Consider the following 17,920-nt stretch of genomic DNA (forward strand, 5'->3'; position numbering starts at 1 on the left):
CGTTTATAGTGTTCAGGGAAATGGATGGGGCGCCTGGTAGACCTCTGCCGAATCCATCCTCCAGTGCTGCGCAGCCTGCCGGATACGCCGTCCGCAGAGCATCCGGCTTGCTTCACCGAACCACATAGGCTGCATCTGAGGCACAAGCACTTTGACTGCCTCCAGTCCAAGCGCCTTGTATCCCTCTGGTGTCTGACGGACGATGAACGCTTCGCCGTAATGGTCCGTCATCCGGTCCAGCAGCCTTGAGGTTTCTTCCGCCAGATCAATCACCGTATGCTGCAGCTCCCCGTAGAACCGGGCAAACCGCTCGCGGATACCGTATTGACCGCCGCTGGCCAGGAAATCGAAGTGATGCCGTTCCTCCTGAAGGAAATAGAGAATCGGATGATCCTCGACCCGCCATACCCCTTCATGGCGGATGCGCCGGGCTTTCTCATGGATCTCTGCGGCATGAGTGCCGTAGTATTCCAGCGCCAGCAGCATTTCTTCCAGCGCCGAGAGGATGGCCTTCTCCGGATGGGGATGGGCACCCGCCGTACTGTAGGCCGCGAACTGGTTCTCGGTCTGTCCCAGACAGAGAGCCCAAATGACAGGAATCTCTGTCTCCATCGTGATGTCGAACAGCTGCACGGTATACCCGAGTGCCGTAAGCCGTCCGGTCATATAACGAATCTGTGCATTCTCTACCGAATCCGGCAGGATCTCGGGCGGTGAACGCCGCAGGTACCAGTGATTCAGGAAAGCATCCCGCTCAATCAGCTCCAGACAGGCATAATAGATACCGTCCAGTACGGTTGTGCCCAGTGCATTCCCGTTGGAATTGCCTTTGTAAATCCGCGGTCCGGCTGAATATCCGTCATCCGGCTTATAATAGGCTAGGCATTCCGGGACATAGACTGTGCCTTGCCGCTTCCAGTCGAAGGCAGGTATCCAATTCAAGGGCAGCTCCTCATGGTAAGCGGCTATCTGTCCGCTTCTCTTCACCGCACCGGTGAACAGCAGCGGATCGATGGCTGTCTCCCGTTTCTGCAGGCTCCGGGTGCCGGATCTGACACTCAGCCCTTCCCTGCCGCGCGGGTGCATTCCCGCATAACGTTCCAGCGCCTCACACCTCGACTTTAGCTCGCTGGCTCTATAATCAGTAGAGCTGCCGATGCCCAGTTCATATGTCTCCTCCCTGTAGATCCTGAAGAAGCTGGTCAGCGAAAAGAAGGAACGGGTATTTCTGTCCCGATAGATCATAAAATTGGAGTCGGCATTGCCTGGCGCGAATACGGTATCACATACCGCAGTGGGCTCAGCCCGGTATGAACTGCCATACTGGAACATCGATTTCCGTTCCAGCTCCTGGAGGATTACAGCAGTATCGTCCTCCGGTTCAGCTTCAGCACAGGACTTGCAGCGCTGAGCGGGCCAGAAGGAATACCTGCGGACATTACCGCCACCAGGCTCCAGCCGGTAATAGTCCAGCACTCCAGACGTTCCAGCCTGTCGGAGCAGCAGAGCCAGACACTCCTGCACCAGCACTTCATCCACGCTGTAGCTGCCAACAAGTTCGCTCCGGCCTTCATCCCCAGGCAGCCGCTCATTCGCTCTCAGGTTCTCGTTCCTCCGTTGCGCGAAGCAGGACGGACAGCCTATCCCGCCCGGATTGAAGATAGGCCCGGCAAGCACTTCGTGAACATCCACCTGCAGAAGTGCAAATCTTTCCTCGCGGGGCCAGACCCGCTCCCTGCCTGTCTGGTGAGCGTAGGTTATGAAGCATAGCAGCCGTTCCCCGCCGAGCTCAAGAACCACCTGTTCCTCCAGGCGATGTACTGCCTGATCCAATGTCATTGCAGCTGTCTTCATCGCCGGTCACCCCCTAAGAGAGAGAAGCCGAATTTGCGGGACAGACCGTCCTCATACCGGCACAGCGCACCACCGGCCGTTTCAGGAGAAGGAGACGGGTAAGGCCAGGCAGGATCACAATCCTCTCTACGAATCTGGTTCCATACCCGGAACACCGCATCTTCCAAGGATTCACCAATTGCCCTGTACAGCTTCCCCTCATATTTAGCCTCCATAAGATACACAATCATCAGGGCTTGTAACCTCTTATATCTGATCTGTGAAGGAAGCGGCTGCTCCGTACCCGGCAAGAAGGCAAGGCGGCCTGAAGTCCAATCCCCCTGCTCCAGTTCTTCGGTATCCCCGGCTTCCTGGCGGTTCAGGTAATGCAGGTAGGCGGCCTGGTCGGTTAACCCCGGCGATAGCTGACGATAGCTGTAGCATTGCTCCAGCAGGTAAGCATACAGATCCTCCAATACCCGGCGTTTGCTGGGTCCGGCGAAGCTCACCACCCTGCCGCAGGCTTCAGCGTCCAGGATCCAGTAACGATCGAAACGGAATTTAATGTTCTTGACCACAGCGCTTACCAGCTCCTGTGAAAGAACCCCCTCGTCAACGGCCCTGTCCTCCAGATGCTCCAGCGGACTGCAATGAAGCGGGCAGCATTCGGCATGAGCCACTTCAGGCAGGGACTGGATGGACTGAAGTCCGCAGGCATCTAATTTGACCAGCTTATTACCGGTATACTTCCTTGCACTCATAAAGGCAGGAAGTTGGAATCTGAACCGGCTTGCTACAGGATACTGCAAGCCAAGACAGCGCGGGCAAACTCCGGCGGACAGAATCACCCGGTCACCCAGTTCATACGCATCTGCCTCTATGGACATCTCCTCTTCTCCGTTCAGCTTGTGCCGGAGATCCATCAGCCGCTGTGCCTCGGCAGGGGACGGATGCGGATTTGTGAAGAGCCGGACAAGCTGCTCATAACCTGCCGTTTTGAGCCTGATCCTCCTTTTGCGGCCAATTACTTCAGTTCCATCTTTAGTTTCCAGAATACGTACCGGTTGCTTGCCCATCGCTTCATCCCCCCATTCTGAGCGGTTCTTCATGCATTTCGTACACAACCTCAGCGGTATATTCATTGTCATACGGGTCGGGAAGCGCCTCTTCGAACACAACGGCTAATTCCCCATACTGCCTGCGGCAGCGTTCCATATGCTTAAGCCATTCCATACAATACTGCGGCTCCTCAGCATCCAGAAAGATCGGTTTGTGCAGCCCGGACTCACCATATTCGATATGCAGCCTGTTGCCGCGGACAGGAAACAGCCGGATGAATGAATGCAGCGGGACAGCATAGGCCTCAAGCACCTCATGAAGCCGCAGGTATCCGTCCAAATCCGGGGTCACTCCGGCAAACAGCTTCTCATGAAGAATGGTTCGCCTTCTGTGCAGGATCAGCTTCCCATAGCTGATTCTGCCGATATGCCGGTATTCATCAATGCCGAGCTCATCATAGTCCAGCCCGGTTCCCGTGATGAAGCCGGATTGGGTGAGCAAGGCAAGGTTCCTGTACTCTTCCGGCAGGCAAGCCGGTGCAAGCGATCCTGTATATAACGGAACAACCTGCTGCTTTCCAAGCTGCAGCTCGAAGCTGTGTCGTTCAGTATTCCAAATCAGCCCGGCAGCCTTAAGATCAGCAGCTAGACTATTGCCTTCTGCAAAACCATTCATATTGGGATTGAACCCGCAAGAGGGGGAGTAGGTGATTAGCTGCGCCTCGTCCCCGCAGTGGAGCACTGCTTGTAGCCGTTTAGCTATGGCGTCATGACTCTCGGGCAAATGATACATGGCATAGGCCAGATAGCTGTTCTTGCAATCATTCACTACAAGCTCTCCCGTACCGCTCCGCTGAAGCCAGAATCCTGCTATAGCAGGCTGGCGGATGCGGAGTTTCTGCAGCCCTGCCTCCAGCGAAGCCAGATCCGCATGCTCTAGCACAATATCCTCTCCCGATGCTGCCGCAGCCAGCTTCATCCGGTATTGATCTCTGAGCTCCTCCAGGCGCGCTACTGCGGGAGCATTCTCAAATACACTTCCTTTGCAGGTTCGGTTGAGTGCCACATGCTGCTCATACTCTGCGGCATACCTGGACAGGCTGGGCTCAAGGGAGGTATAAGGCACAGGGAGCGTATCATGCAGTTGATGCTCCATATAGAGCCGGAACTTCAGACGGTTATCGAAGATTGGCAGAACTTCAGCCCATTCCGCAAGCGGATCAGCGAACGGCTCCACTTCAACAGACGGTCCGGTTACTTCCGCATAGCTGTCCTCATTGAACGGGTTAACCGGATATTTGCCCTCCCATCTGAGCAACTCACAGCAGCGGTTCACATGCCTTCGGGTAATTTCCAGCAACCGCTCCCTCTGCGGAACCTCATTTGTCTGTTCGAGCTGACCGGACAACACACGGATGGCTTCCAGATGCTGAGCCAGGGACCGTATCCTGCTGCTTCCGTGACGCAACGCAGAGACGGTCTCGATGAATAATTCCAACGTAAGCGGCTCGCTCTCCCTGTAAATCGTATGCTTGAGGTAGCCGCAGCGCAGCAGTTGAACAGCCTTGGCTGTCATAGCTTCTATGCTTTCGTTCCAGATCAGCGCGAGTTCATCCAGGCTGACGATACTTCCCGGTTGGATTTTGGCGGCAGCCGGTGTCTTCAGGCGGTAACTTCGCTTCGTTCTGCTATATAGTCCGGGCTCCGCCGTTTGCGGTCCGGTACTTCCCTCCGTGAGGAGAGTCCCCTCTTGCTCCCTGTAATCCACCTTATAGCGGCTGGCCCGTATCACCTCAGGAAGCAGCAGCCATAACTCATACCAGTGAAGGAGAATCCATTGAGCGAAGCTGATCCGGCTCTCCTCTCCTGTCCCCGGCCCCCGGCAGATTGAAGTGAAGGAAGAGAGCGGTGCTGTTTTGGCAAAAGAACGCATCATCATTTTCCATACCTTTCCGCTTTTTTTCGAGCTATACGATTTGTTCAATGAACAATACATTTCATAGTTAGTTAGCAGCAGTGCATTCTGCACACTCGGTTGCTCCCGGAACAGCTTATACAGCTCCTGTTCCTGCATTTTACATTCACTCTTGAACCGGATGGTTAATTCCTGATACCGCTGTATCAGCTCGCTGCCGGTCTGCTCCAGAGAGAGCGCCTCCTCCATGAGCTCCGGTGCCACTAGGTTTGCCTTCGGAATCTTTCCGGGCTGGATTCGCCCTTTGCGGACTCCCTGTTGCAGCCGGATATAGGCAATCCGTACCTCCGGCTCTTGTTCTATGCGCTCAGACAGCCGCTGGTGCAGCAATTCCTTACGCTGGTTGAATCCTTTACGTTCTTCACAATAGGCTAGAAGCTCCTGGTAGAAACCATGCTTAATCTGCATCAGGTCACTGGAAGGAACATGATTCCGTCTTTCAAACAGGAAGGTTCGACTCAACACGGCTCCCCCTTCTGGGATTGTTTTTTGGATGGGCACGGCTTATGCCGCCCCATCCATGGTTGAATTAACAATTAAGCACAAGAGGACGAACACGACGAACACGATGATGATCCGCAGGTGGAAGAGCTTCCGCTTCCGCTGGATGCCGCCGTTGACGGAATAGCCTCTACTTGATCAAGTTCAATCAGTTCCAGGTCCAGATCTTCCAGTTCTTTATTTAAATCTTTCATTATTTATCATCCTTTTCATAATTAGTATTTTATTATCATTGCGATCCTGTTAATCTTAAGCACAGGAAGAAGAGCACGACGAGCATGAGGACGAACCGCAGGTAGAGGAGCTGCCACTGCCGCTGGTTGCCGCTGTTGACGGAATAGCTTCCACTTGCTCAAGTTCAATCAGTTCCAGGTCCAGATCTTCCAGTTCTTTGTTTAAATCCTTCATTTTTTCATCATCCTTTTCATAAAATTAGTGTTTAAGTATTCTTGTGAATCTGTCTGTCTTACGCGCAGGAGGAGGAACACGACGAACATGACGATGATCCGCAGGTGGATGAACTGCCGCTGCCGCTGGTTGCGGCTGTCGATGGAATGGCTTCCACCTGATCGAGTTCAATCAGCTCCAGGTCCAGATCTTCAAGCTCTTTTTCGAATGGTTTCATAGGTTACTTCACCTCCTTCAGTCCGTCCGGAATGCTGCTTATCAAGCGCTCCGTTTCAGTGGTTATTTTCTTTCTGAAGTAAGAGTATCACAGCTTATTCAAGCCTTCACCGACTACCATTCCAGTAATTCCCACAAATAAATTGCGGTGCGGCTGCAGCATTTTTGCGGGTTAACACGCTCATTCAGGTGTCAATACTGATAAAGCTCAACAAATATATCCATAAGGGGAAGAAGACAATGAAGGCAGACGGAAGACAAGTGCGGAGCAGAAGCTATCTGAATAAAAGAGTGTGCGGATTGTGGCTGATCTGGGTGGCCGCCATCCTGTTTGCGGGGCTGCTTGCGGGGGGAGCGCAACTGATCTCCATGCCGGTATTTTCACTCGGGTATATGGCCGGGTTTTTCTGGATCTTGACCGGCAAAGCGGTCAGCCGCAAGCTGTCCTACGGACCACAAACCGCCTTTCAGGGCAAAATGATGCTCTACTCTATCATTCTGATGTTCGTCATTATGGTGCTGGTAGGCGGTCCTCACTTCGGAGACGGAAACTACCGGATGGTCTGGCTGGGGGCTTTTTTGGCAATAGGTCTCCATTTCATTCCGATGGCCTGGGTGCATGGACGTTCCATGTTTCTGCTGGCTGTTCTGCTAAGCGCTAATGCTGTGGCGGGTATGGTCTGGCCGGGGCTGTCTTTTCACGCCTTGGTCTACGCGGATCTTGCTGTCAAAGTGCTCTGGGGGACTCTGCTCCTCTTGTCCGGCCGCCCTGCTGCTGAACCGTTCGCAAGCTCTTCGAATATCGCCAACTAAACGGAAATCAAATGGAAATCCAGAAAAATATTGTCTAGCAGACTCAGATAGCGTATAGTATATTCCCATGTTGGAAGGGAGAGATTACTATGCTGAACAGGATTGAATCATTTCAAGGCTCCAGGCATTTCCGTCTGCAATATCTTGCAGATAGCACCGTTGCGGCGGTTGCGGTTCCAGGCACAGGCTCACTCGCAAACGCGGCCATTATTGACCTGGGGGGACTCACTCTGGTGGTGGACACATTCGCGACGCTGGAGGCGGCTCTGGATTTGAAGGCTGCTGCTGAACACCTCACAGGGAACCCTGTATCCTATGTAATCAACACACACTGGCACAGCGATCATACCACTGGCAATCAGGTGTTTGTGCCTGACGCCCAGCTGATTTCCACATCGGGGACCCATGAGATCATGAATACATTCGCCAGAGACCGGGTAGCCCAATACCAGAACAACAGAGAGAAGATGCTAGAGGCGATCGGAGAAGCTGAATTGCAATGCGAGCAGGAGACGGATACTAAGCTGCAGCAGGAAATGGCCTGGGAGAATGCAACGGACCGTGAATTTGTGAATATGCTGCCGCAGCTGGTGCATACGGTGCCGACGATAACTTTTGACCGGCAAATGACCATTCACGGCAGCAACCGCAGCGCGCAGCTCATTACATATGGCGGAGGACACACACAAAGTGATGCCATTGTGTACCTCCCGGAAGATAAAATTGTCATCATCGGGGACCTCGTGCTCTCGAACCACCATCCGGTGCTGGCTAATGCCAACCCTCAGGAGTGGCTGCATATTCTGGAGCAGATTGAGCGGTTGGATGTGGAGACGATTATACCGGGGCATGGTGAAGTATGCTCCCTGCAACAGCTTCATGAGGTGAAGGGGTACATAAGCAGAATGATCGCCATCGTGACCGAAGCCGTTCAGAATCAGCAGAGTATTGAAGAGATCGAAATACCCGAAGAATACCGGGCTTGGTACTTCACAACCTATTTCAAGACAAATTTGAATAAGCTCTATGACCTGATTACTGCATCAGGGGAGTAACAGAGAGTATTCGATGTACATCTTATAACCAGACAAGGCAAGAAAAGAAGAGCATGTCCCCTCTTTTCTTGCTTTTCTCTATGCAGGCTGTCCCTTCCTAAGTACAAAACATAGCGTGTCTGCTCCCCCCGTATACGGACTCCCGCAACTATCATCGTAGACACTGTCCAGTTGGAATCCCCAAGGCAACACTTCATCCGCAAGGGTCTCCTGTGTAAACACCGTGTTCCAGATCAAATAATGATGGAGCTCATGATCGGCAAGTATGACCGTCTGACGGGCCTCCACGGTAAGTCCCTCGTAGAAATAAGACGCTTCGAGACATACATGCGGTTCAGCATTCCAAAAACCTCCGTCTGGATGCAACGTCCATGAGGTACTGTCCTGCTTACCCCAATTCGTCTTCTGCGTGAACACATCGAAGATAAACAGACCGCCTGGCTTTAAGGCACGGTATACCTTGGACAGCAGGATGTTACGCTCACTTAGTGTAAGCGCACCGTAATCACAATAAATCAAGGTGATGCTATCGAACGCTTCGGTATACTCCAGCTCCAAATAATTCTGACAGATATACCGGCTCCGCGTATCATGCTCTTGGGCATAGGCGATTGAACGGCTGGAGAAATCAATTCCCGTTACATCATACCGCTGTTCAGAGAGGCGTTTGGTATAAAGTCCCGGTCCACAGCCAAGGTCAAGAATACGGCTCCCAGCGGGATCAGACGGCTAAGCCACTTCACTGAACAGTCAATATCGCTATGCCTGCGGCTCGCCGCTTCCCAGTCCGGATTCAGATGAGCTTCCAGCATTTGCTTCGAGATATGCCCGTCATTCCAAAAGGGTTCAACGCTTCGTTGCCAGAGCACAGGTTGTCTAGCAAGTGAAAACAGGTGATTTATCATATGGTCTCCTTTCATAAAATAGCTTTCGGGCCGTTATACTCTCATTAACTCCCCGTACCTATATGGTATGCGATCCTCTATGTCTGTCTCCAGGCACAGAATGAGTATAATAAAAGTTGCTGCTGCGGGGCAGTGAGGCTGATCGTATACCGCTTCCACCCTTTCTGACTTCCCACCATCCTCCCCCGCTAACTTCCCTTACACCCTCACCCGTGTTATATATGTACTTAACTGAACAAGACAAGGAGAGCCGTGAAGATGTCCAGAATCATGATTGTGGAAGATGATCCGAAGATTGCAGATCTGCTGCACTCGGCTATTGAGAAATATGGATATGAAGTCGTAAAGGTCAGGGACTTTCGTCAGGTGCTACAAGAATTTGAACAGGTAAGGCCGGATCTGGTGCTGCTTGATGTGAATCTGCCCAACTATGACGGGTATTACTGGTGCCGGCAGATCCGCAGGGTCTCCACCTGTCCTGTGCTGTTCATCTCGGCGCGCGACGGTGAGATGGACCAGATCATGGCGCTTGAGAACGGCGGGGATGATTATATCACCAAGCCGTTCCATTCCGGGATTGTGCTCGCCAAGATCCACAGCCATCTCCGGCGGGCCTACGGGGAATATGCGGCTAAGCGCGAGGAGCTGATGCTGGAGAAGGAAGGGCTGATGCTGTATCCCGAACGACTTGAATTACAGTATGGACAGACGGTCGTAACCCTTACCCGCAAGGAATCGGATCTCATCGAGAGTCTGATGGAGCGTTACCCTAGGGTTGCCAGCCGGGAAGCACTGCTGGAGAAGCTATGGGACCCGCAGGCTTTTGTGGATGAGAATACGCTGAACGTGAATATCGCACGGGTCCGCAAGAAATTCCAGGAGCTGGGGATGGAGGATGCCGTGCTTACCGTCAGGGGTTCGGGATACCGGCTGAACAACAGCTGGTCAGAGGCGGAGTCATGAGGCTGTTTCTCCGAGAGCATGCGTTGTTATTGGCTGTGCAGATCGTGCAATTCGGCACTATGCTGTCCATTTACTGGCTGGACGGCTACCGCGATCTGCCGACCGCGCTCTATGCGGTCTTTATCGGCTTCTTCTTCATCAGCTGCTACTTAATCTACCAATATATCAGCAGGCGCCGTTATTATCTTCGCCTCAGCAGACCTCTGGAGACACTGGACGAATCCTTTCAGAAGCTGGAGAACCACCCTGTATCCACAGCGCTGGAGCAGCTGCTGCACACCCAGTACGGCTACTATCAGCAGCAGCTGACGGCAGTGAAGCTGCAGCAGGAGCAGCATCTGACTTTCATAGACCAATGGGTCCATCAGATGAAGACGCCTTTGTCGGTCATAGAGCTGACCGTGCAGAATATAGACGAGCCGGAGTTTGCCAGCATCCGCGAGGAGCTGGAGCGTATGCGCAGCGGACTGAACACCGTGCTGTATATGGCCAGGCTGCGGGCTTTTGAGAAGGATTTCCACATCAAGCCTGTCGTCCTGCCGAAGCTGGTGAACGAGGTTGTCCATGATCACAGACGCCTGTTCATCCGCAGCCATATCTACCCCGAGGTCCACGCCTCCGCTCCGGACATTACCGCCCAGACGGATGAGAAATGGCTGTTCTTCATGCTGTCGCAGATTATGAACAATGCCATCAAATATTCAGCGGCGGCTAACACGGAGAACGGCCGGAAAATCACTGTAGCCTGCTATCTCAGAGGAACGGATGCGGTCATTGAGGTCAAGGACCGGGGAATCGGGATTCAGGCGTCTGATCTCAAACGGGTATTCGACCCCTTCTTCACCGGCAGCAACGGGCGCGGACTGCGGGAGTCTACAGGAATGGGGCTGTATCTGACGAAGGAGTCCGCAGACCGTCTCGGACACCGGCTTGAGCTGGAATCGGCGGCCTGCGAGGGAACGGTGGTGCGGATTATTTTGACGGTGAATCCTTAGCTTACAGGCAAGTAATAAAAGTGAAATCTAAATCGATGGCTGAGCTGCTGCCTCCTCCGGTATATTGGTTACAGAACAAGTGTGTTGCACACATAGAAGGGGAGTACAGCCATATGCTGGAGGTAAAAAAGGTCAGTAAAATCTATGAAGGAAACGTGGCCTACCGGGCCTTGACCGAAATTGATTTAACCATTGCAGCCGGAGAATTCGTGGGGATAATGGGACCCTCGGGCAGCGGAAAAACCACTCTGCTGAATCTGATTGCCACAGTGGACGTTCCGACTACAGGAAGCATTAGGATTGATAACAAGGACACGGGCAATCTGGACAAAAATGAACTGGCTGTATTCCGCCGCCGCGAGTTGGGGTTTGTCTTTCAGGATTTCAATCTGCTGAATACCTTAACGGTAGAAGAGAATATCGTGCTGCCGCTGACACTGGATGGCACCCGGATCAGTGAAATGAAGCAAAAGTCGCGGGAGATTGCCGGGAAGCTGGGCATTAGCTCCATTATGAAAAAACGCACGTACGAGATCTCCGGCGGACAAGCCCAGCGGACAGCCATCGCCAGAGCCATGATCCATTCTCCCAAGCTGCTACTGGCGGATGAGCCTACCGGCAATCTGGACTCGGGTGCAGCCAGGGATGTAATGGATCTGCTGGAAACGATCAACCGACAGCAGGCAACGACGATGATGCTTGTTACCCATGATGCTGTAGCCGCCAGCTATTGTCACCGGGTCGTCTTCATTAAGGATGGCAGATTCTATACGGAGATTCACTGCGGGGATAACCGCCAGAGCTTTTTCCAGAAAATCATCGACACACTTTCGCTGTTAGGAGGATATAGCCATGACGTTCCGCCAGTTCGCATTCCGTAACGTCTCCCGGAACACAAGGCTATACACCGCCTATTTTCTCAGCAGCATGTTTACAGTGATGGTCTTCTTTACCTTTTCCATCTTTGCCTACCACCCGGTGCTGAGCGGGGACAATATTCAATCCAGTGCGGCTCTTGCGCTTGCGGTCTCCAAATGGGTGATCTACATATTCTCCTTCTTCTTCGTCCTCTACTCCATGAGTGCATTTCTGCAATCGCGTAAACGGGAGTTCGGGCTGATGATGATGCACGGTATGACTGTCCGGCAGCTGCGGCGGATGATTTTTCTGGAGAATATGATCGTCGGGTCAGGCGCCACTGTGAGCGGCATCGGACTTGGCCTTATCTTTGCCAAAGGGATTCTGCTTGCCGGGGAGAACGTGCTTGCCCTTAACGAGCCGCTTCAATTCTATTTTCCGTTCAAGGCGATAGTGTTGACCCTGTTCTCCTTCCTGCTACTGTTCGTCCTGATCTCCCTGTTCATCTCGTCCGTGCTGCGCAGCGGCAAGCTGATCACGCTCATTAAGGCAGACCGTCAGCCCAAGCCGGAGCCGAAGGCCTCGCTGCTATTGTCATTGCTGGTGGTATCGCTGCTGGGGGTCAGCTACTTCCTGTCTCTCCGGGCGAGTGGTCTGAATGTAGTACTGCTGCTCGTGCCGGTGGTCATTATGGTCACGATCGGTACCTATCTGCTGTTCACACAGCTCAGCGTGTACCTGATTCACAAGCTGAAGGCACGAGAGGGACTGTACTGGCGCCGGACCAATATGCTGCTGTTCTCTGACCTTTCCCACCGGATGAAGGACAACGCGCGCGCTTTTTTTCTGGTGGCCATCATCTCTACCGTTTCTTTCAGCGCGATAGGAGCTTTATATGGCTTCCAGTCGATGATCAACGGAGCGCTGACGCAGAAGAATCCCTATCTGTTCACCTATCAGTCCTTGGACGGAGACAGCAAGGCACAGGCCCATATACAGCTGATTGACGAGAGCCTTGGCGGAGCCGGGATTTCCGCCGAGAAAACAGGTCTGGAGCTTAACTACTATAAAGCTGTGGATGGCCGGACAATGGTTCTGGTGAAGCAATCCGATTATAACCGCCTGGCAGCGCTGATGGAGCTGAAGTCCATCCGGCTGGCCGCTGGGAAAGCCGCAGTTGTTGATTTCGGGCTGTCCCGCAAGGGAGAAGAACTGCTCAACCAGCCGGTAGAGCTGCAGCCGGGAGTCGTCATCGAGGCGGACCAGGCTGTCGTATCTTGGGCGATCCGGGGAGTCAGCGGTTATTATGTCGTCCCCGATGAGTGGATCAGCACGCTGGGACAGCCGCTCAAAGTGAGCCGTTATTATGCATGGCACGGGGCAACTGGACAGCCTGGAGTAAAGAAGGCAGGCGAAAAGCTGACCAATGAGCTTCCCTATGATGAGCAGTATACTTTCTATGCCCTTGAGTATTTGACCTCCAAGACAAATGAGGGCTTTGGCCCGGTGATGTTCATCGGTTTTTTTGTCGGGATCGTATTTTTTGTCTCTGCCGGCAGCTTCCTCTATTTCCGGCTGTATAGTGATCTGGATGAGGATAAGCACAAGTTCAAGGCTATTTCCAAGCTGGGGCTGAGTGACAAGGAGCTTGGCCGGATATTGAACCGCCAGCTCAGCCTGCTCTTCTTCGCTCCAATCGTGGTCGCCCTGGTACATGGAACCGTTGCCCTTACGGCCTTGTCACACATGTTCCAGTACTCCATATTCAGGGAGTCCCTGCTTGTGCTGGGCCTGTTCTTCTTCATTCAGGTGATCTACTTCTTCATTGTCCGCCTGTTCTACACGAGACAGATCCGGTCGGCATTAGCCGGCTAACCCCGGCACGACACTTTGTTTTGGAGTAGGATCAACGTGAGCACTTGGGTGGACGCTGCGTGAACGGACCGTTGTTCCAATCGCTGTGCTCTCCAGATTTTTTTCATTCCCCTTAGCGGTGAAAATCCGGAGACCAAGGCGAACGCTTCCGCTTTTCCACAATCGTTCCGTCCTCTCCGCTGTTTAAGCGGGAAAAGTTTTTTAAAACTTTTTCTAAAATCACAAAGAGAAACCGGCCTTTAGTAAAATGGAGTTACCACACAACCCTTTCAAAGGAGAGTTTTCTGTACATTCAATAGTCCATGGACCCACTTTGCTTGCCAATGGATCTGAAAGAAGATATCCCGGAAAGTCACCTCGTTCGTGCTCGTGAATGCCGCCGTCAATCGGCTGGACAACGCCATTTTTGACGCTGCCTATCCCGGCGGCGGCCGTGACAGCTACCACCGCCGTGCTTCAGTTTCTGGCTGACGAAAAAGCCAACCATGACCAAAAAAGCAGAGCAGCGATCCTCCAATAACGGGAGAATCGCTGCTCTGCTCACTTTTTGTAGCATTAAGAATGATGACAACTGCCTTCCGCCATAGAAAATCTGCTTTTGGTACAGCCTCTTTTGCCGTATCCATTGTCTGTTCTAACCGCACCCGTTATGGTTCTGCGCAAGTAGCGCCCGCCCTCCCTTACGGCAAGACCGAGAAGACAATATCGTCGAACAGCATATAAGCGAAGCCGCTGGTGTAGAAGCCGACCTTGCCGGACGGGCGGTGGCCCGGATCAGTGCCGGAGAGCCTTGGCGAACCATTGACAGATACGGCAATATCTCCGTCCTGCACCGTCACCTTCACCTCATATTCTGTATCCGGCAGCAGGTCATGTCCCGGCAGCACACTCTCGGTAAGCTTCTGCCACGCGGTATCATACAGAATCCAGCCGGAAGATCCGTCTGCCCGGGTCCGGTAGCCAATCCGGGTGGAGCCGGCGCTGTCCTGGCGGTCGAAGATGTACAGGATACCGTTATCCGGCATCACGGGTGGCGTCTTCAGCTTGAAGTCCAGCTGATAGTTCGTGAAGCTGCGGTCGAGCAGACCGCTGGCACCGTTCAGGAGCTTGTAGCGGCGGTTGCCGTCCGGATCTGCGGCAATGCTGCGGTTCGGGTCTACCGGCCAGCCGTTGCCTCCGTTCTCGAAGTCTGTCTCATGCATAATATTCGAGACGGTGACTGTGATATCCGCCTTCACGAGCGGATTCACCGTGGACACTGCAGAGATCAGGGTCTGCCCCTCGTATACGGCTTGAACCACTCCCGTACTGTCCACCGTAGCGACCGCAGGGTTAGCCGACTGCCAGGTGACGCCTGTATCCGGCGTATCCACAGGGTCGAAGGCCAGCTCCAGTTGCCGCTGTTCCCCGGCGGCTATACGCACTGTGCTCTCTGCCGGAATGATTCCGGCCAGCGTAGGGGTCAGCGCCTTGAACTGAATGTCATCGAAGTGCATCTGGCTGACATTGCTGACGTAGAAGCCGACTTTCCCTGCCGCGTTATGCCCCGGATCATTGCCCTTCAGACGAAACGCCCCATCCAGGTAGACGCTGATGTCGCCGCCCTTCACCAGCATCTTGACCGCATATTCCGTATTCGGCTGCAGATCATGCCCTGGCCGCTTAACCTCCTTCAGCACCGTCCAGGCCGAATTGTACAGCAGCCAGGCAGAGCTTCCGTCTGCCCGTGTCCTGTACCCGATCCGGCTGGAACCGCTGCCGGCCTGACGGTCGAAGATGTAGAAGGTCGCATTATCCCCCATGACCTCCGGTGTCTTCAGCTTGAAGTTCAGCTCGTAATCAGAGAAGGACTTGGGACTGAGCGACGAGGCCCCGTTCAGAATCTTGTACCAGCGGTTCGACCCAATCTTCTCAATGCTGCGGTTCGCATCCTGCAGCCAGCCGTTCGCGCCGGATTCGAAATCCGTGAAGTCCATCACGCCGTCCCCTGCCTCCACGTGCACCGTAACCGCAGCGGTCAGCAGCGGATTCTCCACCGAGGCTACCGTAATAACCGTGGTGCCAACCGACTTTCCGGTAACGACACCTCCGCTATCTACAGCCGCAACTCCGGGATCGGCCGAAGTGAAGGTCAGAGCGGGATGGTCCGCGTTCCACGGAAGCACCGCCGTGCGCAGCTTCACCGTTTTCCAGCGGTCCACGGTAATTTCACTGTCATAGACGGCTACTCCCTCAACAGGATAGCTGTCCGGACCGTCTGTTGTGCCCGCCTTGCCGTCAATGCCGATATCGCCAAACGGGATATCCGGGAAGCCGGGAATGACATCGAAGACCTCCGCATCCGGCCGCAGCGACAGATCGCCTCCCGCCAGGTTGGTGAAGCCGGGATCTGCTGTGGTCACCCAGTTATCCGCGTACTGGACCAGTCCGAACTTGTCATATGCCCCGTATACATTGGTCGTCACACTCCGCGGAACCGACGGGTTATAGACGACATTCCCCTGGAAGGTATTCGTGTCCGGATAATAACGGTTCTCCGTGAAGAAATCCGCCAGCTCCGGATACTTGGTCAGATAAGGGGTTCCGGTGAAATTATTGTTCGCCGCGAACAGCGCCTGCCATTTCGGCATGTAGTTGAGCGGCACCTGATCATCCGGCTCATCGCCCAGGAACATATCCGCATAATCATAAGGAATTTTGCTGTCGATGAATATATTGTTGCGGGTCAGAATATGTGCACCGCCGTTATTTTTAATAGCTGAATTGCCCATCTTGTAAAAGATATTCTCGTCGATAGTCAACCCCATCGTGAAATTGTCGGGATATACGCCCTCCACTCCGGCCTTGCTCTCGCCGATGTTATGGAAGTAATTGCGCCGGATGACCGTCCCCCGCTCATGGGGCTGCTCACCGGCATTCATGTAAATCGCGCCGAGATCCGAGAAGGTAGTGCATACGTCATAGATCTCGTTATACTCCACGGTATGATCATTGCCGAAGATCAGCACGCCCGGATGGGGCGCATCATGCAGCTCATTGTCCGACATGCGGTTACCGACGCCGGACAGCAGTACTCCGGGATTGTAGGCTTTGTGATAGTAGGCAAAATCGTGAATATGGGAATTCTCCACCACATTGTTCCCTGGCGCCAGCGTCGTTTTGTTGCCGCCTGTCAGTGTAACGGCGGTGCCGCCGATATGATGAATATGAGTGCTGATAATGGCGTGGTCCGTACCCGGCGCCCCTTCAAAGTTGTTGTAGTAGAACCGGCTCTGCGTATTGACCAGCACGCCGCTGTTGGTGAAGTTACGGATCTCGCTGTTCAGAATACGCATATGACTACCGCCCATGAATACGGCTGCCGAATCACGGCCGTTCTCAAGGATAAGCTCGGAGAAGTCGATATACGAAGCATTGAGCGCGTTAATCATCGGACTCTTCAGCATCGTAACTTCAATATCCGGGTTATCCGCTGCAAACTCGGCGTTCGGCAGGAAATACAGCTTCCCCGCCTGGCGGTCAATATAATATTCTCCGGGCATATCCATTTCCTCCAGCAGATTCTGCGCGAAATGGAAGTCCGGATACCAGTTCTTGAAGATGCCGCTCATTTCCCCGTAGCGGAGGGTGATGCTCTTAGCAGCCGTGTCAATGGATGCAATCTTGTTGTACGACCATTCCCAGCTGTAGCCGAAGATCCCGTCCAGCCAGATATCATCTGCCTGCGTCCAGTACTGGGGCCGGTCATACGTATAGGTGAAGGTGCCGCCGCGCGTATGCACCTCCCCGTTCGGGTCCTTCCTTGTCGGACCGGGATCAAGGATTTCATCCATCTGAACGGTGCTCTCATTGGGCCAGCGGGCCAGCGTCATGCCCTGTCCGGCCACATACAGCTCCATCGGCGGCACCTCGCTCAGATCATTGGCCAGATAATAGCCATGGCGGCTGAGCTGGCCGTAATCGGTGATGCCAAGCGCCCCCAGATCGGCTGCGAGCACTTTCGTTCTCGCGTCGGTACTGATAATCCGGCCGAGAATGGCCGGGTCAGTAACCGGAACGAACGCGGATTTGGCCAGCTTACGGGAGCCTGACAGAGTCACCGACTCCCCCGGATAAGCCGTGTACTTAACCGGCTTACCGGCCTCGCCGGAGTCCTGCTGGCGCAGCTCGAAGCTGGAGGTCCGTTCGTACCTGCCTTCACGCAGATACACGGTGACGCCGCCCTCTGGCAGACCGTCCTCCGTTTTTAGCGTCCGGATCGCATCGCGCGCCTTCTCCAGCGTCTGGAATGGGGCAGTCAGGGTCCCGGAATTGGAATCGCTTCCATTATTGGCGATATAAAAAGCTGTCCCGGACGTACCGCCCTCCGCTTGTGCAACTGGGGGAGCGGGGTTGAGCGTGAACAGCAGACTGGCTGCAAGTGCCGCAAGCAAACGTTTTTTCACCAAGGCTCCTCTTCCTTTCA

The 17,920-nt window shown here is 53.8% G+C and carries 16 protein-coding genes; 6 read left to right on the top strand and 10 right to left on the bottom strand.

Annotated elements, in window-relative coordinates; translation table 11 throughout:
- Window positions 1–12 precede the first annotated feature (12 nt).
- The 6 genes from NST43_RS23775 to NST43_RS23800 all read right to left on the bottom strand — a co-directional run bounded on the left by NST43_RS23775 (window position 13) and on the right by NST43_RS23800 (window position 5,992).
- Window positions 13–1,854 (bottom strand): TOMM precursor leader peptide-binding protein, encoded by a 1,842-nt coding sequence (locus NST43_RS23775; RefSeq protein WP_339219779.1) that lies wholly within the window; start codon window positions 1,852–1,854, stop codon window positions 13–15.
- Window positions 1,851–2,942 carry a hypothetical protein gene (locus NST43_RS23780; RefSeq protein WP_339219781.1) on the bottom strand — a complete coding sequence of 364 codons (1,092 nt, stop codon included), beginning with the start codon at window positions 2,940–2,942 and terminating at the stop codon, window positions 1,851–1,853. Before NST43_RS23780 ends, NST43_RS23775 begins: the two co-directional genes overlap by 4 nt.
- A complete protein-coding gene (locus tag NST43_RS23785; protein ID WP_339219782.1) occupies window positions 2,914–5,328 on the bottom strand; it encodes a hypothetical protein in 2,415 nt (804 codons plus the stop codon). The genes NST43_RS23780 and NST43_RS23785 overlap by 29 nt, the downstream gene beginning before the upstream one ends.
- Window positions 5,329–5,402: 74 nt before the next feature.
- Window positions 5,403–5,561 carry a thiazolylpeptide-type bacteriocin gene (locus tag NST43_RS23790; protein ID WP_339219784.1) on the bottom strand — a complete coding sequence of 53 codons (159 nt, stop codon included), beginning with the start codon at window positions 5,559–5,561 and terminating at the stop codon, window positions 5,403–5,405.
- Between the two features lie 55 nt (window positions 5,562–5,616).
- Entirely contained in the window at window positions 5,617–5,775 is a 159-nt protein-coding gene (locus NST43_RS23795; RefSeq protein WP_036732414.1) for a thiazolylpeptide-type bacteriocin, read from the bottom strand.
- Window positions 5,776–5,833: 58 nt separating this feature from the next.
- Window positions 5,834–5,992: a thiazolylpeptide-type bacteriocin gene (locus NST43_RS23800; RefSeq protein WP_339219785.1), complete on the bottom strand. Its 159-nt coding sequence runs from the start codon at window positions 5,990–5,992 to the stop codon at window positions 5,834–5,836.
- A 239-nt stretch (window positions 5,993–6,231) separates the two neighbouring features.
- Here NST43_RS23800 and NST43_RS23805 point away from each other — a divergent pair, with 239 nt between their 5' ends.
- On the top strand, window positions 6,232–6,804 hold the full coding sequence (locus tag NST43_RS23805) for a DUF6609 family protein (protein WP_339219786.1): 573 nt from the start codon (window positions 6,232–6,234) through the stop codon (window positions 6,802–6,804).
- Window positions 6,805–6,893: 89 nt separating this feature from the next.
- Window positions 6,894–7,859, top strand: coding sequence for an MBL fold metallo-hydrolase (locus NST43_RS23810; protein WP_339219788.1), 966 nt, complete (start codon window positions 6,894–6,896; stop codon window positions 7,857–7,859).
- Between the two features lie 78 nt (window positions 7,860–7,937).
- Here the strand turns inward: NST43_RS23810 and NST43_RS23815 are convergent, their stop codons facing one another.
- Together NST43_RS23815 and NST43_RS23820 are read right to left on the bottom strand one after the other, a co-directional pair.
- Complete coding sequence (locus tag NST43_RS23815; RefSeq protein WP_339225516.1) at window positions 7,938–8,564, bottom strand: class I SAM-dependent methyltransferase; 627 nt, start codon at window positions 8,562–8,564, stop codon at window positions 7,938–7,940.
- Window positions 8,498–8,728: a hypothetical protein gene (locus NST43_RS23820; RefSeq protein ID WP_339219790.1), complete on the bottom strand. Its 231-nt coding sequence runs from the start codon at window positions 8,726–8,728 to the stop codon at window positions 8,498–8,500. The genes NST43_RS23815 and NST43_RS23820 overlap by 67 nt, the downstream gene beginning before the upstream one ends.
- A 294-nt stretch (window positions 8,729–9,022) precedes the next feature.
- Between NST43_RS23820 and NST43_RS23825 the strand changes: the two genes are divergently transcribed.
- The 4 genes from NST43_RS23825 (at window position 9,023) to NST43_RS23840 (ending at window position 13,455) form a co-directional block, all read left to right on the top strand.
- Window positions 9,023–9,727, top strand: coding sequence for a response regulator transcription factor (locus NST43_RS23825; protein WP_339219791.1), 705 nt, complete (start codon window positions 9,023–9,025; stop codon window positions 9,725–9,727).
- Window positions 9,724–10,722 carry a sensor histidine kinase gene (locus NST43_RS23830; RefSeq protein ID WP_339219793.1) on the top strand — a complete coding sequence of 333 codons (999 nt, stop codon included), beginning with the start codon at window positions 9,724–9,726 and terminating at the stop codon, window positions 10,720–10,722. Before NST43_RS23825 ends, NST43_RS23830 begins: the two co-directional genes overlap by 4 nt.
- A gap of 113 nt (window positions 10,723–10,835) precedes the next feature.
- Window positions 10,836–11,603 (top strand): ABC transporter ATP-binding protein, encoded by a 768-nt coding sequence (locus tag NST43_RS23835; RefSeq protein ID WP_339219795.1) that lies wholly within the window; start codon window positions 10,836–10,838, stop codon window positions 11,601–11,603.
- A complete protein-coding gene (locus NST43_RS23840; RefSeq protein ID WP_339219797.1) occupies window positions 11,575–13,455 on the top strand; it encodes an ABC transporter permease in 1,881 nt (626 codons plus the stop codon). The genes NST43_RS23835 and NST43_RS23840 overlap by 29 nt, the downstream gene beginning before the upstream one ends.
- Before the next feature lie 440 nt (window positions 13,456–13,895).
- Here NST43_RS23840 and NST43_RS23845 read toward each other — a convergent pair whose 3' ends face one another.
- Entirely contained in the window at window positions 13,896–14,081 is a 186-nt protein-coding gene (locus NST43_RS23845; protein ID WP_339219798.1) for a hypothetical protein, read from the bottom strand.
- Window positions 14,082–14,135: 54 nt separating this feature from the next.
- Entirely contained in the window at window positions 14,136–17,900 is a 3,765-nt protein-coding gene (locus NST43_RS23850) for an Ig-like domain-containing protein (RefSeq protein ID WP_339219800.1), read from the bottom strand.
- Between the last annotated feature and the right edge of the window lie 20 nt (window positions 17,901–17,920).

The organism is Paenibacillus sp. FSL H8-0332, from assembly GCF_037963835.1.
GTDB classification, from domain to species: domain Bacteria; phylum Bacillota; class Bacilli; order Paenibacillales; family Paenibacillaceae; genus Paenibacillus_AQ; species Paenibacillus_AQ rhizoplanae.